Annotated in this window: 24 protein-coding genes and 1 pseudogene; 13 read left to right on the top strand and 12 right to left on the bottom strand. The window is 70.8% G+C overall.

The window, feature by feature from the left end:
- Positions 1-12: 12 nt before the first annotated feature.
- A pseudogene (locus ABZV38_RS03165) lies at positions 13-431 on the bottom strand (hypothetical protein); the annotation flags it as partial.
- 135 nt (positions 432-566) lie between these two features.
- Between ABZV38_RS03165 and hmgA the strand changes: the two are divergent.
- The 3 genes from hmgA (at position 567) to ABZV38_RS03150 (ending at position 4,035) form a co-directional block, all read left to right on the top strand.
- The gene (hmgA, locus tag ABZV38_RS03160; protein ID WP_356323978.1) at positions 567-1,904 is read left to right on the top strand and encodes a homogentisate 1,2-dioxygenase; all 1,338 of its coding nucleotides are present in this window, start codon (positions 567-569) and stop codon (positions 1,902-1,904) included.
- A 65-nt stretch (positions 1,905-1,969) separates the two neighbouring features.
- A complete protein-coding gene (locus ABZV38_RS03155; RefSeq protein ID WP_356323976.1) occupies positions 1,970-2,755 on the top strand; it encodes a GntR family transcriptional regulator in 786 nt (261 codons plus the stop codon).
- Between the two features lie 62 nt (positions 2,756-2,817).
- Entirely contained in the window at positions 2,818-4,035 is a 1,218-nt protein-coding gene (locus ABZV38_RS03150; protein WP_356323974.1) for a type ISP restriction/modification enzyme, read from the top strand.
- Between the two features lie 22 nt (positions 4,036-4,057).
- Here the strand turns inward: ABZV38_RS03150 and ABZV38_RS03145 are convergent, their stop codons facing one another.
- Positions 4,058-4,765, bottom strand: a complete 708-nt coding sequence (locus ABZV38_RS03145) for a TetR/AcrR family transcriptional regulator (protein WP_352266526.1) — start codon at positions 4,763-4,765, stop codon at positions 4,058-4,060.
- Between the two features lie 64 nt (positions 4,766-4,829).
- Here ABZV38_RS03145 and ABZV38_RS03140 point away from each other — a divergent pair, with 64 nt between their 5' ends.
- A complete protein-coding gene (locus ABZV38_RS03140) occupies positions 4,830-5,807 on the top strand; it encodes an ATP-binding cassette domain-containing protein (RefSeq protein WP_356323972.1) in 978 nt (325 codons plus the stop codon).
- Positions 5,804-6,631, top strand: coding sequence for an ABC transporter permease (locus tag ABZV38_RS03135; RefSeq protein WP_356323970.1), 828 nt, complete (start codon positions 5,804-5,806; stop codon positions 6,629-6,631). The genes ABZV38_RS03140 and ABZV38_RS03135 overlap by 4 nt, the downstream gene beginning before the upstream one ends.
- Before the next feature lie 338 nt (positions 6,632-6,969).
- Here ABZV38_RS03135 and ABZV38_RS03130 read toward each other — a convergent pair whose 3' ends face one another.
- Positions 6,970-7,233: a hypothetical protein gene (locus ABZV38_RS03130; protein WP_356323968.1), complete on the bottom strand. Its 264-nt coding sequence runs from the start codon at positions 7,231-7,233 to the stop codon at positions 6,970-6,972.
- Between the two features lie 278 nt (positions 7,234-7,511).
- Between ABZV38_RS03130 and ABZV38_RS03125 the strand changes: the two genes are divergently transcribed.
- Complete coding sequence (locus ABZV38_RS03125; RefSeq protein ID WP_356323966.1) at positions 7,512-9,152, top strand: serine/threonine-protein kinase; 1,641 nt, start codon at positions 7,512-7,514, stop codon at positions 9,150-9,152.
- Between the two features lie 18 nt (positions 9,153-9,170).
- Here the strand turns inward: ABZV38_RS03125 and ABZV38_RS03120 are convergent, their stop codons facing one another.
- Positions 9,171-9,980 carry an SGNH/GDSL hydrolase family protein gene (locus tag ABZV38_RS03120; protein WP_356323963.1) on the bottom strand — a complete coding sequence of 270 codons (810 nt, stop codon included), beginning with the start codon at positions 9,978-9,980 and terminating at the stop codon, positions 9,171-9,173.
- A 252-nt stretch (positions 9,981-10,232) separates the two neighbouring features.
- Here ABZV38_RS03120 and ABZV38_RS03115 point away from each other — a divergent pair, with 252 nt between their 5' ends.
- Complete coding sequence (locus ABZV38_RS03115; protein WP_356323961.1) at positions 10,233-11,336, top strand: DUF5925 domain-containing protein; 1,104 nt, start codon at positions 10,233-10,235, stop codon at positions 11,334-11,336.
- 120 nt (positions 11,337-11,456) lie between these two features.
- On the opposite strand, the gene ABZV38_RS03110 is transcribed toward ABZV38_RS03115, so the two are convergent.
- On the bottom strand, positions 11,457-11,831 hold the full coding sequence (locus ABZV38_RS03110) for a GntR family transcriptional regulator (RefSeq protein WP_356323959.1): 375 nt from the start codon (positions 11,829-11,831) through the stop codon (positions 11,457-11,459).
- Positions 11,832-11,900: 69 nt separating this feature from the next.
- Here ABZV38_RS03110 and ABZV38_RS03105 point away from each other — a divergent pair, with 69 nt between their 5' ends.
- Together ABZV38_RS03105 and ABZV38_RS03100 are read left to right on the top strand one after the other, a co-directional pair.
- Positions 11,901-12,821 carry a GNAT family N-acetyltransferase gene (locus ABZV38_RS03105; RefSeq protein WP_356323957.1) on the top strand — a complete coding sequence of 307 codons (921 nt, stop codon included), beginning with the start codon at positions 11,901-11,903 and terminating at the stop codon, positions 12,819-12,821.
- The gene (locus tag ABZV38_RS03100; RefSeq protein ID WP_356323955.1) at positions 12,802-13,311 is read left to right on the top strand and encodes a DUF402 domain-containing protein; all 510 of its coding nucleotides are present in this window, start codon (positions 12,802-12,804) and stop codon (positions 13,309-13,311) included. The genes ABZV38_RS03105 and ABZV38_RS03100 overlap by 20 nt, the downstream gene beginning before the upstream one ends.
- Here the strand turns inward: ABZV38_RS03100 and ABZV38_RS03095 are convergent.
- Entirely contained in the window at positions 13,308-14,786 is a 1,479-nt protein-coding gene (locus tag ABZV38_RS03095; protein ID WP_356323953.1) for a trifunctional class I SAM-dependent methyltransferase/NUDIX hydrolase/VOC family protein, read from the bottom strand. The genes ABZV38_RS03100 and ABZV38_RS03095 overlap by 4 nt on opposite strands.
- A gap of 59 nt (positions 14,787-14,845) precedes the next feature.
- Here ABZV38_RS03095 and ABZV38_RS03090 point away from each other — a divergent pair, with 59 nt between their 5' ends.
- Positions 14,846-15,040, top strand: coding sequence for a hypothetical protein (locus ABZV38_RS03090; RefSeq protein WP_356323950.1), 195 nt, complete (start codon positions 14,846-14,848; stop codon positions 15,038-15,040).
- Positions 15,024-15,320 carry an integrase core domain-containing protein gene (locus tag ABZV38_RS03085; RefSeq protein ID WP_356323948.1) on the top strand — a complete coding sequence of 99 codons (297 nt, stop codon included), beginning with the start codon at positions 15,024-15,026 and terminating at the stop codon, positions 15,318-15,320. Before ABZV38_RS03090 ends, ABZV38_RS03085 begins: the two co-directional genes overlap by 17 nt.
- A gap of 40 nt (positions 15,321-15,360) precedes the next feature.
- Here ABZV38_RS03085 and ABZV38_RS03080 read toward each other — a convergent pair whose 3' ends face one another.
- Positions 15,361-15,852 (bottom strand): hypothetical protein, encoded by a 492-nt coding sequence (locus tag ABZV38_RS03080; RefSeq protein ID WP_356323946.1) that lies wholly within the window; start codon positions 15,850-15,852, stop codon positions 15,361-15,363.
- Positions 15,853-16,145: 293 nt separating this feature from the next.
- On the opposite strand from ABZV38_RS03080, the gene ABZV38_RS03075 reads away from it, so the two are divergent.
- Entirely contained in the window at positions 16,146-16,643 is a 498-nt protein-coding gene (locus tag ABZV38_RS03075; RefSeq protein ID WP_356323944.1) for a hypothetical protein, read from the top strand.
- A gap of 255 nt (positions 16,644-16,898) precedes the next feature.
- Here the strand turns inward: ABZV38_RS03075 and ABZV38_RS03070 are convergent, their stop codons facing one another.
- Positions 16,899-17,882, bottom strand: a complete 984-nt coding sequence (locus ABZV38_RS03070; protein ID WP_356323942.1) for a tetratricopeptide repeat protein — start codon at positions 17,880-17,882, stop codon at positions 16,899-16,901.
- Positions 17,883-18,200: 318 nt separating this feature from the next.
- Between ABZV38_RS03070 and ABZV38_RS03065 the strand changes: the two genes are divergently transcribed.
- Positions 18,201-19,235, top strand: coding sequence for a lytic polysaccharide monooxygenase (locus ABZV38_RS03065; RefSeq protein WP_356323940.1), 1,035 nt, complete (start codon positions 18,201-18,203; stop codon positions 19,233-19,235).
- Between the two features lie 19 nt (positions 19,236-19,254).
- On the opposite strand, the gene ABZV38_RS03060 is transcribed toward ABZV38_RS03065, so the two are convergent.
- From ABZV38_RS03060 to ABZV38_RS03045, 4 genes are all read right to left on the bottom strand, one after another.
- A complete protein-coding gene (locus tag ABZV38_RS03060) occupies positions 19,255-20,148 on the bottom strand; it encodes an alpha/beta fold hydrolase (RefSeq protein ID WP_356323938.1) in 894 nt (297 codons plus the stop codon).
- Positions 20,149-20,338: 190 nt separating this feature from the next.
- On the bottom strand, positions 20,339-21,346 hold the full coding sequence (locus tag ABZV38_RS03055; RefSeq protein ID WP_356323936.1) for a hypothetical protein: 1,008 nt from the start codon (positions 21,344-21,346) through the stop codon (positions 20,339-20,341).
- Entirely contained in the window at positions 21,343-24,831 is a 3,489-nt protein-coding gene (locus ABZV38_RS03050) for a DNA polymerase III subunit alpha (RefSeq protein WP_356323934.1), read from the bottom strand. The genes ABZV38_RS03055 and ABZV38_RS03050 overlap by 4 nt, the downstream gene beginning before the upstream one ends.
- 324 nt (positions 24,832-25,155) lie before the next feature.
- A complete protein-coding gene (locus tag ABZV38_RS03045; protein WP_356323931.1) occupies positions 25,156-26,331 on the bottom strand; it encodes a macrolide family glycosyltransferase in 1,176 nt (391 codons plus the stop codon).
- Positions 26,332-26,595 lie beyond the last annotated feature (264 nt).

Here is a 26,595-nt window from a genome sequence, read left to right as displayed (position 1 = left end):
GCGCACCTGCGGTCAGGCGAGGAGCAGGGTCAGCCCACCGATGGTGTACGCGATCATCAGGGCCAGCAGGGGGAGTTGCCCTGCGACGGCGCGCGCGGGCGGGAAGAAGCGGACGGACCGGTCGTGGGCGGCGACGACGCCGAGGACGTGCCCGATGACGATCGCGGCGACCTGAAGCGTGGCGACGCCGTCTGGGGCCAGGGGCGGTTCGGGCGGGACCGGATCGTCAGCGCCGAGCGCCACCATGACTGTATGTAATGCTTCGGTGACGAAGAGTGGGCGACGAGTTGGCCGACGTTGATCGGGACGAGCGAGTGCGCGAAGGCGGTGAGGGGGTGGCGAAGTTGACCGGAGATCAGCCGGGTGGCACCGGTACAGAGGGCATACAGGGTGGCGACGAGGGCGACGGCGGCGAGCAGTCCGAGCGTGGCCGCCGCGGCGGACCAAAGGATTTCCGGCACGGCCCCGCCCCGGATCCGCGGCGCGCCACCGCCCCGCACCGTTGACGTGCCCCGATCTGATTCCTACGGTGGCCCATAGGATTTCTTCGGCACCGGGAGCGCGGCATGGGCGGCACCAGCGGCATCGAGCAGGCGAGGAAGACGGCGGAAGCGCTTGCGCACTCCGCCGGTTTCGGCAATGAGCACAGCTCCGAGGCGGTCCCGGGGGCGCTGCCGCACGGCCGTAACTCGCCGCAGCGAGCGCCCCTCGGGCTCTACGCCGAGCAGCTGAGCGGCTCGGCCTTCACCGAACCACGCCCCCACAACCGCCGTTCATGGCTCTACCGGATCCGCCCCTCGGCCGCCCACCCGCCGTTCGTCCGGATCGACAACGGCGCGGTGCGCACCGCCCCCTTCACCGAGTCCGTCCCCGATCCGAACCGGCTGCGCTGGGACCCGCTCCCCGAGCCCGCGCCCGGTACGGACTTCCTGGCAGGCCTGTGGACCCTCGGCGGCAACGGCGACGTCACCCAGCGCACGGGCATGGCGGTGCACCTCTACCACGCCAACACGGCGATGACAGACCGGGTGTTCAGCGACTCCGACGGCGAACTGCTGATCGTTCCGGAGCGCGGCGGCCTGCTGCTCCGTACCGAACTGGGCCTGCTGCGTGCCGAACCCGGCCACATCGCACTGATCCCCCGTGGCGTCCGCTTCCGCGTGGAACTCCTCGACGACTCCGCCCGTGGCTATGTCTGCGAGAACTACGGGCAGCCGTTCACCCTTCCCGACCTCGGACCGATCGGCGCCAATGGCCTTGCCAACGCCCGGGACTTCCTCGCCCCCGTCGCCGCGTACGAGGACGAGGACCGCCCGGTCCAGGTGATCAATAAGTTCTGCGGCAACCTCTGGTCCGCGACGTACGACCACTCGCCGCTCGATGTGGTCGCCTGGCACGGCAACCACACCCCGTACGTCTACGACCTGCACCGCTTCAATGTCATCGGCTCCATCAGCTACGACCACCCCGACCCGTCCATCTTCACGGTGCTGACCTCGCCGTCCGACACCCCCGGCCTGGCCGGTGTGGACTTCGTCGTCTTCGCGCCGCGCTGGCTGGTCGGCGAGGACACGTTCCGGCCGCCGTACTTCCACCGCAATGTGATGAGCGAGTACATGGGGCTGATCGAGGGCGCGTACGACGCCAAGACGGCCGGCAAGGGCGGCTTCGTGCCGGGCGGCGGCTCGCTCCACAACATGATGTCCGCGCACGGCCCGGACCGGGAGACCTTCGACCGGGCGAGCGCGGCGGAGCTGAAGCCGCAGAAGATCGACGACGGTCTTGCCTTTATGTTCGAGACCCGCTGGCCGGTCACGGCGACCGGGCAGGCGGCAGCCGCCGACCATCTGCAGCGCGGGTACGACGACGTGTGGCAGGGTCTCGAACGCAACTTCCGGCCATAGGTGAAGCCGGCGCTTCCCAGCCCCCCGCTCGTCGCGTCCGCAGTGTCGCAGTACGGAGAGTCCAGGTGACCCAGGTGCCTCAACTGCCCCAGACGCCCCAGGTGACGGCCTTCGCCCCCGACTCGCTGGTCCTGAACCGCAAACTGCCGCTGTGGTACCAGGTCTCGCAGTCCCTGCGCGCGTCCATACTCGGCCGCGCCCAGGACGCCTCGCTGCGGCTGCCGACCGAGGAACAGCTTGCCGCGCACTACGGCGTCAGCGTCCTCACCATGCGGCAGGCGCTCAAGGAACTGGAGACGGAGGGGCTGATCAGCAGGCACCGGCGGCGCGGCACCTTCATCGAGCCGCGCGCCCGCCGGGTGTCGCCGGTGCGGCTGCTCGGCTCGATCGATGCGATCGTCGCCCAGCAGTCGGGCGAGCAGACCACGGTTCTCGGCCATGGTCCGCTGGCGCTGACAGGTGATCTCGTGGAGTACTTCCCGGAGTGTACGGAGGTGGTCGGCTACCGGCGGCTGCGCTGCGACGGCGACAGCGGCGAGCCCACCAACTGGGCTGAGAACGCCGTGCATCCCGAGGTCGCGGCCCGGCTCGATGCCACCGATCTCGAACGCTGGCCGATGACCAAGGTGCTGCGCGACCGCGTCGGCATCCGGATCGCGCGGATCACGGACACCGTCGAGGCACGGCTCGCCGACCCGGCCACCGCCGAGCTCCTCCAGGTCCCGCTGCTCAGCCCGATCCTCTTCTACACGGGGGTGACGTACGACGAGAGCGGCCGGGTGGTGGATGTGGCGCAGATCCGGTACCGGGGGGACCGGTTCTCGTTCTCGGTGACGGTGGAAGCGCACTGACGGCCCGCCCTCCGGCGCCGTTACGATGCGGGAGGCGGCGTGGCGACGGGGAGGACGACACGGTGGCAGCACGGGCGGCGGCCGGAGCCGACGGGGACGACGACATCCCGCTGCTCGACGACCTCATGCCATGGTCCGTTCGGCCTCTGCGGACCGGGCGCCCCTGGGTGACCGCCCCGGACGCGGATTCCCTCAAGGCCCGTTGGGGACGACTGGTCGGCGCCGAGGGAGCCGAGCGCGAACGGCTCTTCCGGCCCACCCGTTCCCGTACCCCGCAGACTCCGGTCGCGGCGCTGCCCGGACAGTCCACCTCCACCGCCCGGTTCGCCCGGGAGTCCGGGCCGTGCCCTGAGCCGGTACGGATCCAGCACGGCCCGTTCGACGAGCAGTGGCTGATCCCCGACCACCGGCTGATCGACGCCGCCCGTCCCGAGCTGTGGCGGGTCGCCGACGGCCACCAGCTCTTCGCCGTCGAGCACGGTCACGTACCGCAGGACACCGGCCCCGCCCTCTCCGTGACGGCGCTGCTGCCCGACGGCCACTCCCCGGCGGGCCGCCCCGGCCGGATCCGGCCGCTCTACCGGCGGCCCGGCGGACTGGAACCCAATCTGGCGCCCGGTCTGCTCGGGCTGCTGCGCGCCCGGCACGGGGATGCGGTCGCCGCGGAGTCCGTGCTGGCGTGGATACTCGCGGCGGCCCGCCACTCCCCCGCCGGGTGTGTCGTACCGCTGCCCGCCGACACCGCACGCTGGTGGGCCGGGGTGGAGCTGGGCCGGGAGCTGTTGCGGCTGCAGCTGCGCGGCGCCCGGGGCGGGGAACGCCCGCGGCTGCCCGGCGGGCGCCGCCCTTATGTGCGGGCCGCGGTGCCGGCCGCGCCGGGCACGCTGGAGTACGACCCCGCCGAGGAGGCGCTCCTGCTGGGCACGGGACGCATCTCGCCCGTACCGGCCGGGGCGTGGGAGTTCCGGGTGGGCGGGGTGCGGATGCTGGAGCTGTGGTTCGAGCGGCGGGCGACGGCGGACGGGGCGGACGGCCTGGAAGCGATACGGCCCCGGGGGTGGCCCCAGGAGTGGACCTCGGAGCTGCTGGAGCTGATCACCGTGCTGGCCCTGCTCGACGAACTCCAGCCCCGGCAGCAGGAGTTGGCCGACGGCCCACAGCTCACCACCGGTGACCTGCGGGCGACCGGTGTCCTGCCGGTGCCGGCCACGGCCCGGCGGCCCGCATCGGTGCTCGACCATCAGGAGGAGGGGCCGGACGGCCAGTTCGCGCTGCTGTGACGGCATCGGGGGTACATCCGCGCTACCGGTCGAACGAGTCCAGCACCCGGTGCAGCGCCCGGTCGAAGACGCCGTCCAGATCGATCGGCCCGGGGTCCTCGGCGAATCCCGCCGCCATCCGTGGATACTTCCCCGTCGCGATCTGGCTGATCAGATAGCCGGTGCGCGCGGCGTGCTCCTGCTCCTCGGACCAGGGCAGCGACCGACTGCGCTCCGCCGTGGCGATCTCGTTGGCCACATAGGTGGTCACCACGCCGTTGACCATGGCGATGAGTTCCATCTTCTCGCCGAACCGCGCGTCGACCCCGTCCAGGCAGCTGAGCGTGTACTCCAGATACCGCAGCGCGTTCGGGCTGAAGCCGTACACGGGTGACATGAGCCGCGGCACCCAGGTGTGGCGGTGCATCATCTCGCGGGCCTGATGGGCCAGCGCGATGAGATCGGCACGCCAGTCGCCGGACGGCTCCGGGAACTCGTACCCGCCGCTGACCGCGTCGAGCATCAGCTCGTACAGGTCCTCCTTGCGGGGCACGTAGTTGTAGAGCGACATCGTGCCGCAGCCGAGCTCCGCCGCGACCTTCCGCATGGACACCGCGTCGAAGCCCTCCGCATCGGCGATGCGGACGGCGGCTGCCGCAATGTCGGCGCGGCTGAACGCGGGCCTGGGGCCGCGGCCCGCACGCTCGGGGCGCGCCCAGATCACTTCGGGTACAGCGGGTCGCCCCACCATCGATCATCACCTCACTCACCATCCTAGTTACGTACACCGTACGTAGTGCGCTACGGTGGGCCACATGAGAACTACGTACGCCGTACTTAGTGAAGGTCTGGGGAAGCACTACGGAGATGTCCATGCGCTGCGCGGACTCGATCTCGCTGTCGCCGAGGGCGCCGTCTGCGGAGTGCTGGGGCCGAACGGCGCGGGCAAGACCACCGCTGTCCGGGTGCTCACCACACTGACGGCCCCGGACAGCGGCAGCGCGAGGGTCGCGGGGCACGACGTGGTGCGCGAGGCGGGCTCGGTACGCGCGGCGATCGGCGTCACCGGGCAGAACGCCTCGGTCGACGGCGAGCTCACCGGCCGGCAGAACCTGAGGCTCTTCGCCAGGCTCCTGCGGTTCCGCGGCGAGGCCGCGCGCATCCGCGCCGACGAGCTCCTGGAACGCTTCGAGCTGACCGACGTCGCCGACCGCCCGGCCCGGACCTACTCGGGCGGCATGCACCGGCGCCTCGACCTCGCCGCCAGCCTGCTGACCCGGCCGAGGGTGCTTTTCCTGGACGAGCCGACCACCGGACTCGACCCGCACAGCCGCAACCAGATCTGGGCGGCGGTACGCGAACTGGCCGGCCGGGGCACGACCGTCCTGCTCACCACGCAGTATCTGGAGGAGGCCGATCAGCTGGCCGACGACATCGTGCTGATCGACCGGGGCCGGACCGCCCACCGCGGCACCCCCGCCGAGCTGAAGGCCCTCATCGGTTCGTACGCCGAGGTGGTCGTCCCCCAAGCATCGGCGCTGATCCCGGCAGCGGCCGTCCTCGACCAGCTCACCGGCGCCGAACCGGTGCTCGACCACGAGCGCCGCACCGTGGGCGCCGTCGCGACCGACACCACGCTCACCCTCCCCCGTATCGTCCGCGAACTCGACGCGGCCGGCGTACCGCTGATCGATGTGAGCCTGCGCCCGCCGACGCTCGACGAGGTCTTCCTCCGCCTGACCGGCCGCGGCGACAGCCGCACCTCCCCGCCCCTGAAGGAGACGGCAGCATGAGCAGCACCGTACTGGCCCACGAGCAGCGCACCGGACCCGCCACCAGCACCCCGATCGCCGACAGCCTGGCCGTGCTGGGCCGCCATCTGCAGCGGATCAAAGCAGCCCCGGGCGTAGTGATCCTGACCCAGACCATGCCGATCACGATGCTGCTGTTCTTCGGCTACGTGTTCGGCAGCGCCCTGGCCATGCCCGGCCAGGAGTACCGCGCGTTCCTGGTGCCGGGTCTGCTCGCGGCGACGGCGGCCAACGGCATCATGACCGGGATGTTCCAGTCCGCGCAGGACTGCCACCGCGGGGTGATGGACCGGTTCCGTACGCTGCCGATGAGCCGGGCCGCCGTACCGTTCGGCCAGACCGCCGCCGATCTGCTGACCACGGCCATCGGCATGGTCCCGCTGATCCTGGTCGGGCTCGCGGTCGGCTGGCGGATCGAGGGCGGTCCGCTCGCCGCCCTGGGCGCCTTCGGGCTGCTGCTGCTCCTCCGGTTCGCCACGTCGTGGATGGGTTGCTGGCTGGGCCTGCTGATCCGCAACGAGGAGGTGGCCGGCCAACTGGGCAGTGCCACCTTCATCCTGCCGCTGCTGTCCAGCGCGTACATCCCGACCGACAACCTGCCGGGCTGGCTGCGGACCGTCGCGGAGTGGAACCCGATCAGCGCCATGGCCGCCGCCACCCGCGACCTGTGCGGCAATGCGGCGCCGTCCACGGACGGCGCCTGGCCGGTCGCCCACCCGGTGGCGGGCACGCTCGCCTGGTCGGCGGTGCTGCTCGCGGTCTTCGTACCACTGGCCGTACGGCGCTGTGCACGCGGCGGCGAGTGACACGGGCCGGCTCCGGCGGGCTCCAGCACCGTGCCCGCGGTTATGCGCTGGTGCGGCCGGAGTTGGCGGGCGACCGGGCGGTGCGGCGGGGCCGCGCTGCCGCCGGATCACGCGCGACGCCGGCCGGGAGCACCGGGGAACGGGAATCTGGGATGCGGACCGTACCGGCGCTCGGCGAGCACACCGAAGCGCTGCTGCGGGCCGCGGGGATGACGGACGAGCAGAGAGCAGCGCTGCGCCGGGACGGTGTGATCGCCTGAGCGGCCCGAGCGGTGGGCAGGATCAGTCAGGGACGAACGATCGATCAGGGGCCGGATCGGTGGTGACGGGCCGTCGGGTCAGTGGCGGCCGCCGAAGAGCGAGCGCCGCAGTCGCCGCAGCGGCGCGAAGAGCGAGACACGCGCGCTCCTGCTCCGGCGGGTGCGCGCGGCGTCGCGCGAGGTGAGCTCGAGCATCAGCATCGTCGCTTCCGCGGTCTCGCGCTGCGGGACGGCGGGACCGCCGAGCACCGCGAGATGGCGGTCGAGGCGCGAACTGGTCGCACTGCTCCCACATGTGATGGCAGGCACACGCGGCCTGCTGCGCATCGCTATCTGTTCCATGTCACTCCCCACCCGTACGAGGGCACCCGGCCCGGGCAGGTTAACCCTATCCCCCCATGATGACACTCGTGTATCCCGGTAGTCGGATTGAGCACACACATACGGAGGTTGACGATCGGGCTCATAATTCGCTCGATTCCAGGGCGAGTTGGACAGATCGGGAGCGGTTGCCCCGCAGCGGCGGATTGTTGCGCAAGGGGGTCTGGAACGGTCCGGTCTGAGCTAGCGTGGAGAGGTTTCCGCCGTGCTGCCGTCACTCCTGCGGATGGGGGATCACCGTGAGCGAAGTGCCGGGCGACGACCGACTGATCGCGGGCCGCTACCGCCTGCTGGGCCCGCTGGGCCAGGGCGGGATGGGGGTCGTGTGGCGGGCGCGCGACGAGGTGCTGGGGCGCGAGGTCGCCGTGAAGGAGGTCCGCGCCCCGTCGGGGCTCGCCGCCTCCGACGTACAGCGGCTGTACGCGCGCCTGGAGCGGGAGGCATGGGCGGCGGCCCGGGTCTCGCACCGCAATGTGGTCACCGTCTACGACGTGGCGACCGAGGACTCCCGCCCGTGGATCGTGATGGAGCTGATCCGGGGGCTCGCGCTGTCCGAAGTCCTCGACGCCGAGGGTCCGATGGCCCCTCAGCGGGCCGCGCGCGTCGGCGCGGAGGTGCTGGCCGCGCTGCGCAGCGCCCATGCCTCCGGGGTGCTGCACCGTGATGTGAAGCCCGGCAATGTGCTGCTCGCCAACGACGGGCGGGTGGTACTGACGGACTTCGGCATCGCCATGGTCGAGGGGACGTCCGCACTCACCATGACGGGCGAGCTGATCGGCTCGCCGGAGTTTCTCGCACCGGAACGCGCACTGGGGCGCACGCCGGGGCCCGAGTCGGATCTGTGGTCGCTCGGAGTGCTTCTGTACGCCGCGGCCGAGGGCAATTCGCCGTTCCGTCAGAACACGCCGCTGAACACCCTCCGGGCGGTGGTCGACGAAGAGCTGCCCCCGCCCCGGCGGGCCGGCCCGCTCGCGCCGGTCATCGAGGGGCTGCTGCGCAAGGATCCCGCCGAGCGGCTCTCCGCCGAACAGGCCGAGCACCAGCTCCGCATCGTCGCGGCGGGCGGGGCGCCGCGCGCCACCGGGGCGGGTGCGGCGGATCCGTACGGCCCGACGATGACGGCCGGCACCCTGACACCTCGGACGCCTCTTCCCGTACTCCCGCCGCCCTCCCCGGACCCGTCCACGACGGCCGAAGTCACCCCCGGTGGGCCGCCGCGCCGGGCGGTCACGCTGCTCGCCGTGGGCGTGGCGGTGCTGCTGCTGGCGGTCGGCGGGATCGTCTGGACGCTCGCGGACCGGGGCGACGGCAGCGACACGGGAGGTGCCACGGGCAGCGGCCCGGGCGCGACCAGCAGTGCTCCGCGCACGACGCCCGCCGCACAGGAGGCGCCCGGATCCGCCGGAGCGCAGGGCGGCAGCAGCTCCACGGACGACGGCGACACCGCGGGCAAGGGCGGCAGCGGCGGAAGCAGCCACAGCAGTACGAGCAAGCCGTCGCCGCAGACCGTGACGGTCTACCTCACCTCGGTGCGCGGCAGTTACGAGGGCAGCTGTCCTCCCCCGCACGCAACGGCGCCGGCGGTCGAGGCGACCATCACGGTGGGGCGTACGCCGGTGAAGGTCGAGTACCGGTGGGTGCTGAAGGACGGTACGAGTTCCGATCCCGGCTGGCAGTCACTGTCCTTCGGTTCCGGCGACGGGCGCACGAAGCAGGTCTCGCACACGGAACTCACGTACCAGCAGGACACGACGTACCACGGGACGATCACCCTGGAGGTGAGGAGTCCGGTCGCGGTCACCTCGAACGGGGTGGAGTTCTCGGTGACCTGCCGGACGGAGACCCCGTCGGACGGGGCCTCCTACCCGGCGGAGGACTGACCCGGGCGGTCCGCCCGGTCAGACGGCCGAGCCGAAGGCGGGCAGGTAGCCGCCCGACTGTCCGGCGGCGGTGGGGTGGTACGACTCACCGATGTTGAGCCAGTTGACGCTGTGCAGCCACGCGCTTCCCGAGCAGATCTCGTGCCCGGTGAACCTCCCGGCGACATCGCTGAAGGTGAAGCCGTGGTCGGCCGCACGCTTGGCGGTTGCCGCGTTGAGGTAGTCGGAGGCGCTGTTGATGGCGGCGCGCTCGGTCTCGCTCAGACCGGCGATGCAGCTGCCGCCGAGCTTGTAGAAACGGGGATAGCCGAGGACGACGACATGGGCGGACGGCGCCTTGGACGTGATCGCCGTGTACACCGAGTCGAGCTTGCCGGGCAGGGTGGTGTCGACGTAGCTGCGGGCTGTGGCGATCCGGCTGAGGCAGGTGGACTCCGACTGGAGCACACAGGTGGTCATGACATCGGCGAAGCCTGCGTCATTGCCGCCGATGGAGATCGAGACGAGGTCGGTCGAGGAGTTGAGCGGGGAGAGCTGTCCGGCCGTCACATCGCCGGTGCGGGCACCCGAGCAGGCGGTGAAGGCGAACGACGCGGGCGAGTTGGCGTTCGCCCAGAGGGCGGGGTAGGTCTTGGTGCTGCGCTTGCAGTCACCGCTGGCACTGTCGTAGCTGCCGGACCCGACCCCCGAGGAGTACGAGTCGCCGAGGGCAACGTAGTCGACGGCCAGGACGGACGATGCGGCGTTCGCGGTGGCTGCCCCGGTCAGGGCGAGTACGGCACCGAGCAGGAGCGAGGACGAGAACGCCACAAGTCTGGACATTTTCATGGAACCTCCCTTGGACCGACCAGCAGGATCTCTGCCTACTCAGTGGTAGCAGCGGCACCGTCGGTCCGGAAGTGTCCATGCCAAGTCAATCGGATGAGCGCTTCCTGACAGCCTCCTGAGGTTGCGTCACACCCAATCCGGCATCCGGCGCACCGGATGACAAACCACTGCCGCGAAGTGAACGGCCCCTGTGAAGGCCGGTTGACGGGAGGTGGCGAAACCTGGGTGCGCCGGGTGCCACCGTGCCGGATCATGGGCGCCATGTCTGCCAACCCTGAGGCCGCTCTGCCGATCCGGCTCACCGTCGACGACAGCGATTCCCCTTCCGACGTCGTCGACGCGCTGTTCCTCGGCCGCTTCGCGACGGGCGAGCAGCCGTACTCGCACAGTTCCTCCCTCGACCGGGTGAAGTCCGGGGCGACTCTGCTGCCCCCCGCCGCCAAGGTGCTGCGTGCCGCCCGCGACGACGACCGCAGCGCCACACTCGCCGAGGGCGACGGCTGGACACTCCTCATCTCCCGGTGGAACCGGGGCGCCGACGTCACCGTCACCGCGACCAGCCCCGAGCTGGCGCAGAAGATCCTCGACCAGGCGACCGACGGCGCCCAGGACGAACCGGAACCGCAGCCCGAGAATGTGACGATGGGCTTCTGGTACGTCTCCCCGCGCCGCGGCCCGCACCGCACCACCCGGCAGATCGCCGCGGGCACCTGGGACGAGGTGCGCAGCAACTACACGGCGCCGGTGGCCCATGCCATGGACCGGCTGATGAAGGTGACGCCGGACGACATCGCGGGCCGGCTGCTTCTGCTGCACGGCCCGCCCGGCACCGGCAAGACATCTGCACTGCGCACGCTGGCGCGGTCCTGGCGGGACTGGTGCCAGGTCGACTGCGTACTCGACCCGGAGCGGCTCTTCAACGACGTCGGCTATCTGATGGACATCGCCATCGGCGAGGACGACGGCACGGCGAAGGGGCGGTGGCGGCTGTTGCTCCTGGAGGACTGCGACGAACTGATCCGCGGCGAGGCCAAGCACACGGCGGGCCAGGCGCTGTCGCGGCTGCTGAACCTCACCGACGGGCTGCTGGGCCAGGGCCGCAATGTGCTGGTGGGGGTGACGACCAATGAGGACCTGGAACGGCTCCACCCGGCGGTGGTCAGGCCCGGTCGCTGCCTGGCCCGGATCGAGGTGGGCTCACTGACCCGCCGGGAGGCGGTGGCCTGGCTGGGCACGGGGGAGGGGCTCGGCAGGGAGGGCGCGACGCTGGCCGAGCTGTACGCACTGCGGCGCGGCACCGGGCCGGCGTCGGTACCGAAGCAGGAAGCGGGGGCGGACGCGGGGCTGTACCTCTGAGGTGCTGTTCCCGGCGCCCGACGGGCTCGATCTCAAGTCCGTCCGGCGCCTGGGGACAGCTTGTGAGCCCGTCCGGCGCTTGAGGGCACAACCGCTACCGGACGGCCCCGGTTCCCCCTGTCACCCCTCGTACGCCACCCGCACCGCATCCTCCACCAGCGACTGCGCCCGGGCGCGGGACAGCCCCAGCCGCTTCGCCTGCTCTGCGTACTCCCGCGCCGCCGCGGCCGCCTTGCGGTCCGCCGTGTCGCCCGCGGCCGCGATGAACGTGCCGTTGCGCCCGCGGGTCTCGATCACCCCGTCCGACTCCAGCGCCCGGTACGCCTTGGCGACGGTGTTCGCGGCGAGGCCGAGCTCCTCGGCGAAGCCGCGTACGGTCGGAAGTCTGTAGCCGACGGGCAGTTCGCCGGACCGGGCCAGTTCGGAGATCTGCGTGCGCAGTTGCTCGTAAGGGGCGGTGGCGGCGTCCGGATCAAGGGCGATCTTCAAGGTCACGGACCGATTCTCCCCCACCCCCGGAAATTCGGAGGCGACCGGGCCGGACCGCCGCGTACCGTCCGGCGTATGACTGTCATCGTTCGCGACTTCCTGCCCACCGATGCCGAGGCCTGGGTACGGGTGCGGCGAGCCGCTCTTCCGTACATGGTGACCACGCCCGAGCAGGTTGTCTTCGAGCAGGCGACCGCCCACCCCGACAAGCGGTACCGGCTGCTGGTCGCCGAGGAGGACGGGGAGATCATCGGCACGGCGCAGGTCGGTATCGCCTATGACAGCCCGGAGCCCGGACAGGGCTTCTGCAATCCCTACACGCTCCGCCGGCGGGCGGGCCGCGGCGCGGGCTCGCTGCTGGTGCGCACCGCCGAGGAGTATCTGGCCGGCGTGGGGGCCGTCGCGGTCTACACCTGGGTGCTCGACGAACCGGCGAACCGGGCCTTCGCCGAGAAGCGCGGCTACACGCCGAGCCGCCCGGCGCACTTCCTCCATCTCGACCTGGCACACGGCACCCTGCCTCCCCGTCAGGAGCTCCCGGCCGGTGTGCAACTGCGTACGGCCGCTGACTTCGCCGACGACCCGAGGCCGCTGTTCGAGGCGGACGCCGAGTCCACGGCGGACGAGCCGAGCGACACCCCGGCCGAGCTCGCGGACTACGAGGACTGGCTGCAGCACACCTGGAACAACCCCGGTCTCGACCGGGAGCTCACCTCGGTCGCCGTGGTGGACGGCGAGGTGGCGGCGTTCAGCGCGGCGAACACCGACGGTCTGACCCGCTACTGGTCGGGGATGACGGGCACCCGCAGGGCGCACCGCAACCGGGGCCTGGCAAAGCTCGCCAAGAGCGACTCGCTGCACAGGGCACGCGCGGCCGGCTACACGGACGCGTACACCGGCAACGATGCGGACAACGGTCCGATGCTGGCGATCAACACATGGTTCGGCTACCGGATCTGCGCCACGGAGGTACGGCATGTCCGCAAGCTCGGTTGAGGTCACTCTGGTCAAGGCGGGCCGGACGAAGATCCGCTACCCGGCGGACGTCGTACGCGACGACGGCACCCGGGTGACGGTGACGGCCCCGTGGGCCGCGCCGGGTGTGCGCGACTTCGGCTTCGTACGGTTCGAGCCGGGCGATGTCTTCACCGAGCACTACTGGCGCAACCGGTGGTTCGCGGTGAAGGAGGTCCGCACCGGAGCGGGGACGCTGAAGGGCTGGTACTGCGACATCACCCGGCCTGCCGTGCTGCGCGACGGGGAGCTGCTCGTCGAGGACCTGGATCTCGATCTGTGGGTGTCGGCGGACGGCGACTCCGTACTGCGGCTGGACGAGGACGAGTTCGAGGAGAGCGGCCTGGCCGCACGCGATCCGGCGGCGGCGGATGCCGCCCGCCGGGCGCTGGACGAGCTGGAACGCCTCGCCCTGGCGGGCGGCCTCGCGGGGCTCCTGGCACCGTCGAGCCCGTCCGGCGACACCCCCTAACGCACCACCAGCTCCACCTCGAACCCCGCCGCGTCCTCCAGATACGCGGCGCAGTGCCCCTCGCCACCGGCGTACGGATGACGGTCCGGGAACAGCAGCCGCCAGCCGTGGTCCGGGGCCCGCGTCACCAGTGCGTCCAGCGTGGCCCGGTCCCGGACATGGAACGCCAAGTGGTTCAGGCCCGGGCGGAGCCGGTCGTGCGGACCCGGGGTCAGATCGGCCGACTGCTCGATCACCAGATAGCTGTCGCCCCGCCGCCAGCTGCGGCCGCGCTTCCAGCTCTGGTACGGCACATGGCCCAGCTCGCCGAGCAGCCAGCCCCATCCCGCCTCGGCCGCCGCCAGGTCGGGCACCCACAGCTCGATGTGGTGCACCCCACCGGTGCGGGCCCCGGCCGACGGCAGCGGGACCGCGCGGCGGATGCTGTGCGGCTGGTACGCCACGGTGTCGCCGTCCTCGTGCCAGTGGATCAGAAAGCGCTCCCCCGCACGGTATCCGTCCAGCCCCGCACGGCAGTACGCGACGATGTCGTCGGGCAGGGCGTCCAGCGGGAACCAGGCGAGTCCGGAGCACTTCTCCGGTTCACGGTTGTACGGCGGGCGGGCCGGGTCGTACTCCGCCTCGAAGAACCAGCCGGTCCGGGGGGCGCCGCCGGGACCGCGGTGCTGCATGACCAGCGCGACCCGCAGCTCGTCCGGGTCCAGTTCGACACCGATCTCCTCGGCGGCCTCACGGATCATCGCCTCGCGGACGTCCTCGCCGTCCTCCACATGCCCGGACGGCCCGTTGAACAGCCCGTCCGCGTATCCCGTGCCGGCGCGGCGGGCGAGCAGGACGTCGGGGCCGCGGCGCAGGATCAGATGCACATCGACGACCTCGGTGTGCCGGTGCGGCGGTTCGACGCGGGCCAGCAGGGCGTAGCGGTCGTCGTCGACGTGCTTGCCCCACAGGTCCGGGTCGTCGGAGAGCCGCTCGTGGTGGATGCGCTCGGTGAGCGGGGCGAGGAGCCCGGTCAGCTGCTCGGCGGAGAGACCCACCCCGCCCCACACCCCTTCGATCGTCAGCAGCCGCCCGCCGGGCCGGAGCAGTCCGAACCAGTGGCGCAGGGCCGCCGCGGGGTCGGGCAGCAGCCACACCACATGGCGGACCATGATCACGTCGAACTGCTGCTTCCCGACCGGCGGTCGGGCCGCATCACCGACCAGCACCTCGGCGCCCGTCCCGGCGAGCTTGGCCCGCGCCTGCTCGACCATGCGCGGCGACCGGTCGACGGCGGTGACCCGGTGGCCCTGCCCGGTGACGAGCAGGGCCAGACTTCCGGTGCCGCATCCCAGGTCGAGCACATCGGAGCGCTCGCCGGGCAGCCAGCTCTCCAACCGCTGCGCCCATGCGTGCCTGACCACCGGATCGAGCAGCCCGTGGTCGGGCTCCTCGTCGAAGGAGTCGGCGGCGGAGTCCCAGTCGATCGTCGTCATGCGTCGATCGTCCCAGCCACCACTGACACAGTCGATCAGCAGGCCGACCGCTCGCGGTGGTGGAAGGGGTTGCACGCGCCGTCCGCGCGCCACTCCACCCGCTCGTCCTCTACCTGGCCACCGTCATCGACATCGCCTCCCGCCGCGTGGTCGGCTGGGTGACCGCCGAGCATCTGCGGACCGACCTGGTCGCCGACGCCCTGAACGAGCATCTACTATCGGTCCAGGAAGCCGGTGTTGCGACGACCGGTTGAGTCCGCGCAGTACACGAGCCAGCAATTCGCTTCCCTGGCCAACGAGTTCGGCGTTCGGCTGTCGGTCGGCCGCACCGGTCAGTGCTGGGACAACGCGCTCGCCGAGTCCTTCTTCGCGACGATCAAACGGGAACTGCTCGACACAAAACCCTGGCCGAGCCGGGCTCTGGCCCGAACCGCGATCTTCGACTTCATCGAGGGCTGGTACAACTTGCACCGACTGCACAGCAGCCTCGGCTACCTCAGTCCCGCCGACTACGAGACCGCACTCGCAGCCTGACCACCACACCAAGGGTGTCCGCCAAAGCGGAACAAGCTCACTAGTTCGCCAATGAGGCCTGGATGCGCTCGATGGCCCGCAAGACCTCAGCTCGATTCTTCGCGCTCTTGATCCAGGTTGGCAGCCGGGCGATGAGCGTCATCTTCTTTCGCGCCTTCGTGTCCCGAGGAGCTCGTTCGCGCAACGGCGCCTGAACGAACTGCCTTATCAAGTCCAGGTGCTCGGGGTTGTACGCCCACAGCCAGCCGTGACGTGTCTCAGACTGCAACCACAGCGGCAGACCGAAGTATGGATCTACAGCCTCCCCCGTGCCCCGAAAGAGGCGAAGACCGCCGGCCGCATGACGCGTCAAACCACACGCCCGGCAGACGAGCCGACGCTGCGCGAACATCGAAGGAGCCTCGTCCTCAGTCGCAGGTGCGGCCGGAATCACATGCGCAATGCTGGTGCACTTCGGGCAGCGCACGAGCACATGATCGACGAAGTCGTACTTCGTGTGCCGGGCATCCCGGAACCGCTGCGGCGAGAGCATGACGCCAGTATGCGATCCCCAACGGAGCATAGTCGCCCGTGCCCCAGGGCTGGCTTACGCCGAATGGCGTGCCCCTTGCGTGCCCGATTGGGCGGGGACGATGGGGGAACCACGGGGAACACGAGTCACAACAACCCTCCGCCGCAGGTCAGCGCATCCGCAGCTCAGCACGCATCCACATACGGGATCTTCCAAACAGGTGCTCCAGGAACAATGCGGCGGCGCTTGGCTGGGCCCCTGAGCCTCCGGGACTGGGCAGCTAAGCCACGCGGGACACTGCGGTAGCATCCCGCATGCCCATTCCATGGCGATCAAGCGCCGAAGTGTTCGCGCAGATACTGAGACAGCGTGGGGTCGAGCCAGCTGCCGTACGCGACGTCAACGCTGCGTGGGACGCCTTCGCCGAGTTTCTCCAGATCGAGATTGCAGGGATCGAACCTCCCGAGAACGATGGCGACGGCTTCATTGCCGAGTGGGGCAAGTGGGACTGGAACGATGACCAGCCTGCGCTTTCCTTCGGGCGACTGTTCGCGGTCAACGATGTCGGGGAGCGCGACGATCCCCATTGGCAGCCGGAGTACTGGAAGGTGGAGTTGCAGCTCCTCTTCTGCGAGGACCCCGCATGGGCTGATCTCGACAGCATGGGACATCAGGACACCGGGTTTGACTACGTTTCAAGGACTGCCGCACTCGGAGAGATGCGTCGCTTTATCGAGTCCTACCCCCAGCTGGCCTCTATGTGGCGAGCCGAACCCGCTCGCAGCAACTTGACCCTCGAACGAGCGGGGTAGCTACCGCGCCCGGTACAGCAGCCCCGTACCGCAACCCCAGCAACCTTCCCCGTGCGCTTCCGTCCCTCCGGGGCCTCGTAGCGGCCGGAATGACCGTCGCTGACCGATCCGGCTAGAGCTACGGATCAGAAGGTTGCGGGATCGAGTCCTGTCGAGTGCACACAGGTCAAGCACCCTGGGAGATCGTCCCGGGGCCCTTTTCGCTGTACTTCGTGCTGAGATCAGCCCCTGAGCGTCCTGCCAGAAAGCGCGTGTTCAGTTCTCGCAGATACGGCGGGCCTTGGCCACGAGTCCCCGGGGCAGCCCCGGTCCCGCGCACGCGTAGTCGATCAGCAGCTTCCGATAGGAGATGTTCGCGAGCTCCGGCGCCAGGACGATCAGGGCCCGCAGGTCATCGGACGAGCCGGACAGGCGTGTGCGGTAGGCGGCACCTGCCGCGCGTAGGGAGACTTCGTGCGGTGTGTATGCCAGGCCTTGTTCGACGAGGCCCACGGCCGTGGCGAACTCGCCCTGTTCGGCACGTACATCGGCAAGGTCCAGGTAGAGGGACCAGTTGGCAGGGTCCAGGGTCAGAGCGCCCTCGAAGGCCGTCGCAGCCTGGTCCAGGTCGCCCATCACGCGCCAGGTGGCCGCTCGTGCGACCGCGGTCCACATGACCCGATCGACGGCATCGGCGCGGTCGCACAGGGCGAAGGACAGCTCGTAGCGGCCGCAGGCCCGGGGCAGCCGGGCCATGGCGGCCAGCGACTCCGGCACGGGACTGCGTTCGGACACCACGTCGATGGCATGGAACCAGGGCGCGAGCCGCTCACGCATCTCGTCGGTGTCCAGGTCATGGCCGTAGTCCAACGTCCGTAGACACGCCTCGGCCAGCGCCTCGGCACTCACCGCGCCGAGAAAGCGCGCATCGCCGAACCAGGGGGCAGAGCCCCACGCCACATCGGGCCGACCCCCCGTGACCGAACCCAGGGCCATCACCGCGTCGTCCATGTCCCCATCGAGGAAGAGGAAGTACGCCTGGGCCAGCACAGCGCTCAAGGAGCCGTCCCCTTCGAGGCCCTCTTCCAGTTCCGAGCGCCGGTCCCGCCACAACTCTGCGAGGGCCGCATAGGGCTCCGGGGCCGCCGGCGCGGAAGCTATCGCCCCCACCAAGAGCTGCACGGCGCCGACCGGGCTTCCGCCGCAATGCGCCATCACACCAGCGAGAGAGACTCCCACTGCCACCGACTGATTCGACATCGTCAGAGAATATCCATGGCCAAAGGTTCTGTGGGCCTTCCGCTCGCGCGCGCGGCACAGCCGTCGGTGACCCAGAAGTGACGGCACCCTGACGCAACGACGGCACACAGCGGCCGATGATCATTCGCTGGGCCGTGTCCGGGCCGCATCAAGGCTGCTGACAGGAGCCCACTGGTGGACTTTCCTGAGCCCCTTCTTAGACGCTCCTTAAGCCGGCCATAACGATCGCCGGGTACCCCTTCCAGCAGCCGTTTTGTGGCCGGCGGGCGGCTAGCTTCTCCTCCACGCAGACGTGAACCGCCGAAGGAGAGACGCACCATGACCGTGATCAGGACCGCCCACCGCAAGGCCGCCGCAATCGTCGCGCTCGGTGTGGCGCCGCTCGCGCTGACCGGTCTGTCCGCAGCCCCGGCCGCCGCACACGGCTCGCTGACGGATCCGGTCAGCCGCGTCTCCGCCTGTTTCGCGGAGGGGCCCGAACAACCGAAGTCGGCGGCGTGCGTGGCCGCCGTCGCGGCGGGCGGGACGCAGGCGCTGTACGACTGGAACGGGGTCAACATCGCCAATGCGGCAGGAAATCACCGGCAGTTGATTCCGGACGGGAAGCTGTGCAGCGCGGGCAACGACAAGTTCAAGGGGCTCGATCTGCCGCGCGCCGACTGGCCGTCGAGCAAGTTGGCGGCGGGCAGCCACACCTTCCGCTTCCGGGCCACCGCACCGCACAAGGGCTCGTTCGCGCTGTATCTCACCAAGGCCGGTTACGACCCCACGAAGCCCCTGAAGTGGTCGGACCTGGAGTCCGAGCCGTTCGCCACGGCCACCGAGCCGAAGCTGGAGAGCGGATCGTATGTGTTCGACGGGACCGTGCCGAAGCGTTCGGGACGGCAGCTGATCTACACCGTCTGGCAGCGCTCGGACTCCCCCGAGGCGTTCTACGCCTGCTCCGATGTGGTCTTCGGGAACACCGACGGCGGTGCCGGCGGCAGTGGTTCGGTGGCCGTGGTCCCGGCGCCGACCGCATCCGCGCCGTCCGAGCAGGAGATCGCCGGGGGCGCCGACAAGTCGTCGGTGGAGCACGGCGGGCATGGTGACGACGACGCCGGTACGGGCGCGAAGGTCACCCAGGCGGCTCCGGCCGCCGAGGCATCGGCCGGTCCGTCCGAGGCGAACGCACCCGAGCCGGACAGCGCCACCGGTCCCGCCCCGGCAGGCGAGAGCCTCGCCGAAACAGGTGGTGACGGCAGCACCCCGTACCTTGCGATCGGCGGTGCGGCCGCGCTCGCCATGGGCGCGGCCGCCCTGTTCGCCTCGTTCCGTCGCCGGGCCGGCGATGCGGCCCGACGCGGACACTGAGAGGCAGTTCAGCCCTGGCCTAGCCGATGACGGAGGCGCAGGTGGTCGGGGTGGCGTGCGCCGGGTCCAGGGCGTTCGCCACCTCGTGGTAGGCGATCAGGTCCAGGGTCCCGATCGCCACATGCTCGGACAGGTCGACCAGGCACAGGTCCTGGAGCAGGACATTGCGTACATTCGGCCCGTCCAGGTACTGCGTGCGGTACGGGGTCACGACCTCGTCGTACCTGGTCGCGATGACCGTGTACCGCACCCCGGGCACGGTGTCGCCGCCCGCGTTGAGCTTGGTGATGAAGGGCGATCCGGCCATCTGGTCGGTGAGGCCGGGCGTGTGGGTGTTCAGCAGGTCCTCGGCGCCCGGGAAGTACGGCAGCAGCTTCGTCAGACCGAGGAGGGTGGTGCCGTGGTTGTCGGGCGCGAGCCCGATCATGGCATTCACCTTGGCGGCGCCACCGAGGAACTTCAGGTAGTAGTGGGGCATCATGCCGCCCTGGGAGTGACCGACGATGTCGGCCTTGGGCGCTCCGGTGGCGGCGAGCACCTGGTCGACGAAGGTGGCGAGCTGGCCGGCCGATTTGTCGATCGGGCCGAGGCCGTTGAAGAACGGCACGCCCGGCAGCTGCCCGTAGTCGAGCGAGTAGACGCAGTAGCCCCGGCCGACCAGGTACGGGGCGAGGACGAGCCAGTTGTCGATCGAGTTCCCGAAGGTTCCGTGGACCAGGACGACGGGTCGGGGGTGGACTGCGGAGGGTTTGCAGGAGTAGTCGTTCCAGCCACGGGAAGGGGCTGTGGCGGCGGTGGGGGTGGCTGCGGTGGCGGTCGCCGTGGGGGTGGCGAACGCTGCGACGGCGAGGATCAGTGCGGCGAGTCCTCTCCGCGCACGTGGGGTGCGCGGCGCACGTGTCCGGGGCAGCATCGTGTGGTCTCCTTGCGGCTCAAGGGAGTTGCGATGTCAATGCGCCCTGCGGCCCGGACCACAAGTTCTGTACCGACGTACCATGTGCTCATGCCAAATTACGCGCCAGTAAGGTGGCGGGGGAAGTTACGCGTCGGTAAAAACTGACGCGGCATCACCCCGATCGCCGGCCACGTCATAGGGCGGCAGGTCAGGCAGCGAGTCGGCCCGGCATCACGGCCTGCGGACCGAACCTGGCCCGCAGCCGGTCCGCCACCGCCTCGATCCGCCGCGCCCGCTCGTCCACCGGGTCGAACGACAGCTGATGGGCGGCCCGTTCGCGGTCCGTGAGCCCCTCGGCGCGCAGCCCGATCCCTCGTACCCGGGCCCGCTGCAGCCCGAACGAGTCATGGATCCGGTAGGCGAGTTCGGTGAGCGCCGCGGAGTGGGCAGTCGGCTCACGGAGCGTACGGCTGCGGGTCAGCGTCGAGTAGCCGGTCCGGTCGGCGTAGCGCACGGAGACCGCGAGCGCCCGGCACACCTGGTCGTCCCCGCGCATCCGGGCCCCCAGCTCCTCGGTGAGCGACATGAGTGCGCGGCGCTGCCGCTCCGGGTCCAGCTCGTCGCGCGGGAAGGACCGCTCGGCGGCGACCGCCCGGGCGGCGGCGTTCGGCACGACCCTCGTACGGTCGATGCCGCGCGCCCGCTCCCACAGTTCGCGCCCGGTCCGTACGCCGGTGATCCGTTGCAGGGTGGCGAGCGGAGCCGTCGCGATCCGGCCGACGGAGTCGAGCCCGTATCCGCACAGGGTGCGGGCGGTCGCCGCCCCGACACCGTCCAGTGCGACGGCCGGCTCGGCCGCAAGAAATGCGGCGCCCCCGCCGCCGGGCACCACGAAAGTCGCCCCGGGCGCGGCCCGCCGCGCCGCCATCCGGGCCAGCATCGGGTTCTCCGCCGCCCCGATCGCACAGTCCACCCCGTGCAGGGCGAGCGCACGGACCCGGATCACCGCCGCCAGCCCTGCCGCGTCCCGCCCGAAGTAGCGCAGCGCACCGCGCACATCGGCGAGCGCCCCGTCCGGCGGCGCCGCCTCGACGACCGGGGTGAATGCGCCGAGGAGGGCGAGCAGCCCGGCGTAACCGGCACTGTCCGGAAGGCCGCCGCCGACCTTGCGGAACCGCAGGTACAGGATCCCCGGCTCCTCGTCCGTATCGCTCATCCCGCACTCCCCGGGGACTGGTGCCACAGCTTCCTTCCGGTGGCGACGCCTTCGCCGGGCGGCTGGAGGTCGGACCAGGGGTTCATCTCGTACCCGGTCGGCAGGTGGATACGGCGGCCGTTGTCGGCCACCTGGTCGCCCGGGGGCTCCTCCTCCGCTGCGGCGTCCTCCACCAGCCGGGCCGCGACCGCGTCGAGTCCGCCGGTGCGCCGCAGTTCGGCCAGTTCCGCCAGGTTCCAGGCCGCCTCGCCGACCACGCTGAGGCTCTGCGGCCCGCGCCGCTGCACCACTCCACGCACGAGCAGCAGCCAGGAGTGGAAGACGGTGTGCGCGCAGGCGGCGTGGCTGTCGTCGAAGAAGGCCAGGTCGACCAGGCCCGTACCGTCGTCCAGGGTGGTGAAGATGACTCGGCGGCCGGACCGGACCGGCGGGGTCTGGGTGGCCGCCTTGGCACCCGCGACCAGCACGGTCTCCCCGTGCCGCGCCTCCCGCAGCCGCTTGGCGGAGACCGCGCCGAGCTCCTTCAGGAACGCGTGGTGATCACCCATCAGATGGCGGGAGACGTCCATGCTCAGGACACCGAGCTCGGCGCTGAGGCGTTCCGCGTCATTGAGGTCGGGCAGGCCGATGGAGCCGGTCTTCCGGCCGTCGCCGAGCGGGAGTTGCGCGCCACCGGATCCGGACCTCGTCCCGGTTCCCCGCTGGGCGCGGTGGAGCTCGGAGAGATGCAGCAGCAGGTCACGGCGGTTGGCCCCGAAAGCGTCCAACGCGCCTACCTGAGCCAGTCGTTCGGCGTCCGCCTTGCCCGGCCGGGCCCGCTGCCAGAAGTCCAGCAGTGAGGTGTAGGGCTGCCCGGCCTCGATCCGGGCGACCTCGGCCTTGCTGATGCCATGGACGTCCGAGAGCGCCAGCCGCAGCCCCCACACTCCGGCCCCCTCCCCCTTACCGGACACCAGTTCGATTTGATGGGCGGCCGCCGACCGGTTCACATCCAGCGGCAGCACCGGCACACCGCGCCGTCGCGCGTCCGCGAGCAGCAGCCGTTTCGGGTACATCCCCGGGTCATGGGTGAGCAGCCCGGCGTAGAAGGCCGCAGGGTGGTGCGCCTTGAGCCACGCCGACTGGTACGTCGGTACGGCGAAGGCGACCGCGTGCGCCTTGCAGAAGCCGTACGAGCCGAACGCCTCGATGATCTCCCAGGTCCGGGCGATCACTTCGGCGCTGTAGCCCTTCCCCGCCGCCCGCTGCACGAACCCGGCCTTGATCCGGCCCTGCAGCTCGGGGTCGGAGAGCCCGCGCCGCACCCGGTCGGCCTCGTCCCGGCCACAGCCGGTCATGATGTCGACCATCTCGATGATCTGCTCATGGAAGACGACTACGCCGTACGTCTCGCGCAGCGGTCCCTCCAGGTCGGGGTGGGGGTAGCGGACGGGCGCCCGGCCGTGCCTGGCCTCGATGAACGGCCGCACCATGTCGGCGGCGACCGGCCCCGGCCGGAACAGCGAGATGTCGACCACCAGATCGTGGAAGGTGGCGGGCTGCAGCCTGCCGACCAGATCGCGCTGGCCGGGTGATTCGATCTGGAAGCAGCCCAGCGTCTCGGCGGTCCTGATCAGCCGGTACGTCTCCGGGTCGCCGGGCGGTACGGCGTCCAGGTCGACCTCCTGGCCCGAGGCCCGCTTCACCTCCATGACCGCGTGCGCCATCGCCGACTGCATCCGTACGCCCAGCACATCGAGTTTGAGCAGCCCGAGTTCCTCCACGTCCTCCTTGTCGAACTGCGCCATCGGGAAGCCCTCGCCGCTGGTGGGCATGACGGGCGTACGGCGCAGCAGCGAGGCGTCCGAGAGGAGCACCCCGCACGGGTGCATGGCAATGCCGCGCGGCAGGGCGTCCAGCGCCTCCACCAGCTCCCAGAGCCGCCCGTACTTCTCCTTCTCCCGTGCCACCTCGCGCAGTTCGGGCAGCTCCTCCATGGCCGCGCGGGCGTCGCGCGCCCGGATGTGCGGGAAGGCCTTGGCGAGCCGGTCGGTCTCGGCCGGGTTCATGGAGAGCGCGGCGCCGACGTCCCGGATGGCATGGCGCACCCGGTAGGTCTCGGGCATGGCGACGGTCGCGACCCGCTCGGCGCCGAAGCGTCCGATGATCGCGCGGTAGACGTCGAGGCGGCGGGCGGACTCGACGTCGATGTCGATGTCGGGCAGCACGAAGCGGCGCTTGGAGAGAAAGCGCTCCATCAGCAGCCCGTGCTCGACGGGGTCGGCGTGGGCGATGCCCAGGAGGTGATTGACCAGGGAGCCGGCCCCGGAGCCACGCGCAGCCACCCTGACCTTCATCTCCCTTACGTCATCGACGACTTGGGCGACCGTCAGGAAATAGGAGGCGAAGCCGTGGTAGTCGATGATGTCCAGCTCGTGGTGCATCCGCTCCCAGTAGTCCCGCCTGCGGTCGTAGCCGCGCAGCACCATGCCGGCGGCGGCGCGGGAGGCCAGTACGCGCTGGGCGGTGCGGCGTCCGGCACCGACGAGGTGCGGTTCGGGGAAGTGGACGGTGCCGAGGCCGAGGTCGCGCTCGGGGTCGACGACGCAGGCGTCGGCGGTGTGCCGGGTCTCCGCGAGCAGCCGCGCTCCGGCATCGCGGCCGAGTCCGGCGGCGGAGGTGATCCGCTCGGCGGTCTCCCGCATCGCGCGGTCGTCCTTGAGCCAGCGCTCGCCGCTGTCGAGCGGGGCGCGGCGCGGATCGACGGGGACGAGCCTGCGGGCGGCGTCGAGCACATCGGCGACCGGGCCCTGCCCGGCGTCGGCATACCGGACGGCATTGGTCAGCACGGCCCGCACCCCTTGTTCGGCAGCGAAGCCGACGGTACGGGCGGCGAGCCGCAGCGACCCGGGGCCGGTGCCTTCACGCCCGTGGTGGACGGCTTCGAGGCGCAGGTCGTCGCCGTAGATCTCCCGCCAGGGCGCGAGCAGCACGGCGGCCCGGTCGGGGCGTCCGGCGGCCAGCGCCCTGCCGACCTCGGAGGCCGGGCCGAGCAGCACGGTGAGCCCTTCGGCGGGCAGCGCGGACCGGTCGACCAGGGGCTGCCCGGCGCCGGTCTGCGGATCACCGGTCACGGCATGCGCGGCGGTGACGAGGCGGCACAGCTCAGCCCATCCGCGCGCGCCGTCCCGGGCGAGGAAGGTGACCCGGGGCGCCGATTCATCGACGAAGGCGCCGCCACGGACCGGGGTCCGCAGCCGATGCGTACGCCCGCTCTCTCGCGTGTGCTCCGCCTCCACCGCGAGCCCCACCCCGAAGAGCGGCCGCACCCCGGCCCTGTCGCAGGCCTTGGCGAAGCGGACCGTGCCCGCGAGGGTGTCGCGGTCGGTCAGCGCGAGGGCATCCATCCCCCGCTCGGCAGCGCGCTCCGCCAGCCGCTCCGGATGCGAGGCCCCATAGCGCAGGGAGAACCCGGAAACAGTGTGCAGATGCGTGAACCCGGGCACCCGCACCTCCTGGACCGATCCGTACTCACCACCCCCTCGCTCTCCACCATAGACCAAATTTCGAACACTCGTACGATAACCGAAGGCGCACCCACTCTTCTGCCATTCGACCCGCCCCCGCCTGCGCGAATGCCGGACTCCCCGGACCGTGGGGGCATGACTTTCGCTGACGAGGTGAAGAACGCCGTCACCGCACGGGCGCGCTGCTGGTCGTCGGCGTAGGCACTGCAGCTGCTGTTCTTCGCCTCCTACGTCGGCGCGCCGGACGACACCAAGGGAGCGGCGACCGCTCCCGGTGGCTCGAGCCCTGCCTGAGGGCAGGGATCAGCCCAGCATCTCCTCGATGAGGCCGGCTGCCCGTGCCGTGCCGCCCTCGGCCCGCGCTTCGGTGCGGAGCTGTGCCGAGCGCCGGGCGACATCCTCGTCGGCGACGAGTTCGGTGAGCGCGGTGCGCAGGGCCACGGCGGTGGCCTGTGCGGTGTCGATGCGGCGGGCCACGCCCAGGGCGACGAGCCGGTCCGCGTTCATGAACTGCTCGGCGGCCTGCGGGACAGCGATCATGGGAACCCCGGTGTACAGCCCCTCGCTGCTGCCGCCCATCCCCGCGTGGGTGACAAACGCGTCGGCCTGCTCCAGGACCGTCAGCTGAGGCACCCACGAGTGCACCTCGACGTTGGCCGGGATGTCACCGAGTTCGCCCGGGTCCGTGTGCTTCCCGATCTGGAGTACGACGTGCCAGCCGGCCAGGTTGCCGTAGGCGGCCAGGCCCTGGCGGTAGAGCTCCGGCTGGTTCGTGTACGCCGAGCCCAGCGAGATCAGCAGGACGTTCTCGGCACCGGCAGGCCGCGTCCAGGTGTCCCGGTCCGCGCGGGAGCCGAAGCAGGGGCCGACGAACGTCACCACGTCGGTGTCGACCTGGTCGGCGTGCGGCTGCATGGCCCTCGGGATCATCGCCAGGGCCCTCGCAGGCCGGCCGGAGAAGACGTCCACGTCCGTGGTGGACGCCCCCGACACGGCGAGCCACTGCGCGAACTTCGTCCGGTACGCGTCGGCGCCCGGCAGCCTCCACAACTGTGCGGCCATGTCCTCGTCGTAACCGTCCCAGGCAACGAAGGTCGGGGAGAGCTGAAGGACGGGCCGGCCCTGTGACTCGGCGAGGGCGCGTGCGGCGTAGGCGCCGATGTCGTACAGGTACAGATCCGCCCTGTCCTGGTCGTACGCGGCGCGCAGCTGCTGCAGCGCCTGGACGGCGTCGTCGAGGAAGATGCCCATCGCGGCGATCGGGTCGTCCGGCCAGTCGTTGCCGGCGACCGGCAGGACCGAACCGTACGGAACGAATTCGGCGCCGGTGGCCGTGATCAGGCCGGCCACCGCGGGGTCGTTGGCGTACGTCACCCGATGACCGCGAGCCACCAGCTCACGCACGATCTCGAGGCTCGGCAGGACGTGACTGACGGCGGGGATGCCGACCATCGCGATGTGGGCACGGCGAGGGGACATGGAAGATCACTCGTTTCAGGTCTACGGCGAAGAGGACACACCGGACCGGTGCGCCGCAGCCCTGCAGAACTGCCGGGGGCACGCACGGGTACCCGGTCCGGGGAACGGGGACGCTGCCCCGTCCGTGTCAGCCGTAGATCTGGTGGAAATACATGCCCAGCATTTTAAGGGCTCTTCGCCCAGATGTGTGGGTCGGTTCGCGTCGTGGCACGAACAACGCCGCACCCTCCGTAGTTTCTTGATCGCCAAGATCGGAAACGACGT

Source organism: Streptomyces sp. NPDC005181 (assembly GCF_040608395.1).
Classification (GTDB): domain Bacteria; phylum Actinomycetota; class Actinomycetes; order Streptomycetales; family Streptomycetaceae; genus Streptomyces.
The sequence above is the reverse complement of the archived record's forward strand: the minus strand, read 5'-3'. Positions and strand labels throughout refer to the sequence as shown.

What these genes read in the sequence shown, in the direction of transcription:
- ABZV38_RS03100 (WP_356323955.1), top strand. Translation starts at nt 12,802, where the DNA reads ATGTCCGCAAGCTCGGTTGAGGTCACTCTGGTCAAGGCGGGCCGGACG.
- ABZV38_RS03070 (WP_356323942.1), bottom strand. Translation starts at nt 17,882, where the DNA reads ATGTCGAATCAGTCGGTGGCAGTGGGAGTCTCTCTCGCTGGTGTGATG.
- ABZV38_RS03130 (WP_356323968.1), bottom strand. Translation starts at nt 7,233, where the DNA reads ATGGAACAGATAGCGATGCGCAGCAGGCCGCGTGTGCCTGCCATCACA.
- ABZV38_RS03140 (WP_356323972.1), top strand. Translation starts at nt 4,830, where the DNA reads ATGAGAACTACGTACGCCGTACTTAGTGAAGGTCTGGGGAAGCACTAC.
- ABZV38_RS03135 (WP_356323970.1), top strand. Translation starts at nt 5,804, where the DNA reads ATGAGCAGCACCGTACTGGCCCACGAGCAGCGCACCGGACCCGCCACC.
- ABZV38_RS03055 (WP_356323936.1), bottom strand. Translation starts at nt 21,346, where the DNA reads ATGAGCGATACGGACGAGGAGCCGGGGATCCTGTACCTGCGGTTCCGC.
- ABZV38_RS03115 (WP_356323961.1), top strand. Translation starts at nt 10,233, where the DNA reads ATGGGCGCCATGTCTGCCAACCCTGAGGCCGCTCTGCCGATCCGGCTC.
- ABZV38_RS03075 (WP_356323944.1), top strand. Translation starts at nt 16,146, where the DNA reads ATGCCCATTCCATGGCGATCAAGCGCCGAAGTGTTCGCGCAGATACTG.
- ABZV38_RS03145 (WP_352266526.1), bottom strand. Translation starts at nt 4,765, where the DNA reads ATGGTGGGGCGACCCGCTGTACCCGAAGTGATCTGGGCGCGCCCCGAG.
- hmgA (WP_356323978.1), top strand. Translation starts at nt 567, where the DNA reads ATGGGCGGCACCAGCGGCATCGAGCAGGCGAGGAAGACGGCGGAAGCG.
- ABZV38_RS03065 (WP_356323940.1), top strand. Translation starts at nt 18,201, where the DNA reads ATGACCGTGATCAGGACCGCCCACCGCAAGGCCGCCGCAATCGTCGCG.
- ABZV38_RS03045 (WP_356323931.1), bottom strand. Translation starts at nt 26,331, where the DNA reads ATGTCCCCTCGCCGTGCCCACATCGCGATGGTCGGCATCCCCGCCGTC.
- ABZV38_RS03060 (WP_356323938.1), bottom strand. Translation starts at nt 20,148, where the DNA reads ATGCTGCCCCGGACACGTGCGCCGCGCACCCCACGTGCGCGGAGAGGA.
- ABZV38_RS03120 (WP_356323963.1), bottom strand. Translation starts at nt 9,980, where the DNA reads ATGAAAATGTCCAGACTTGTGGCGTTCTCGTCCTCGCTCCTGCTCGGT.
- ABZV38_RS03095 (WP_356323953.1), bottom strand. Translation starts at nt 14,786, where the DNA reads ATGACGACGATCGACTGGGACTCCGCCGCCGACTCCTTCGACGAGGAG.
- ABZV38_RS03080 (WP_356323946.1), bottom strand. Translation starts at nt 15,852, where the DNA reads ATGCTCTCGCCGCAGCGGTTCCGGGATGCCCGGCACACGAAGTACGAC.
- ABZV38_RS03105 (WP_356323957.1), top strand. Translation starts at nt 11,901, where the DNA reads ATGACTGTCATCGTTCGCGACTTCCTGCCCACCGATGCCGAGGCCTGG.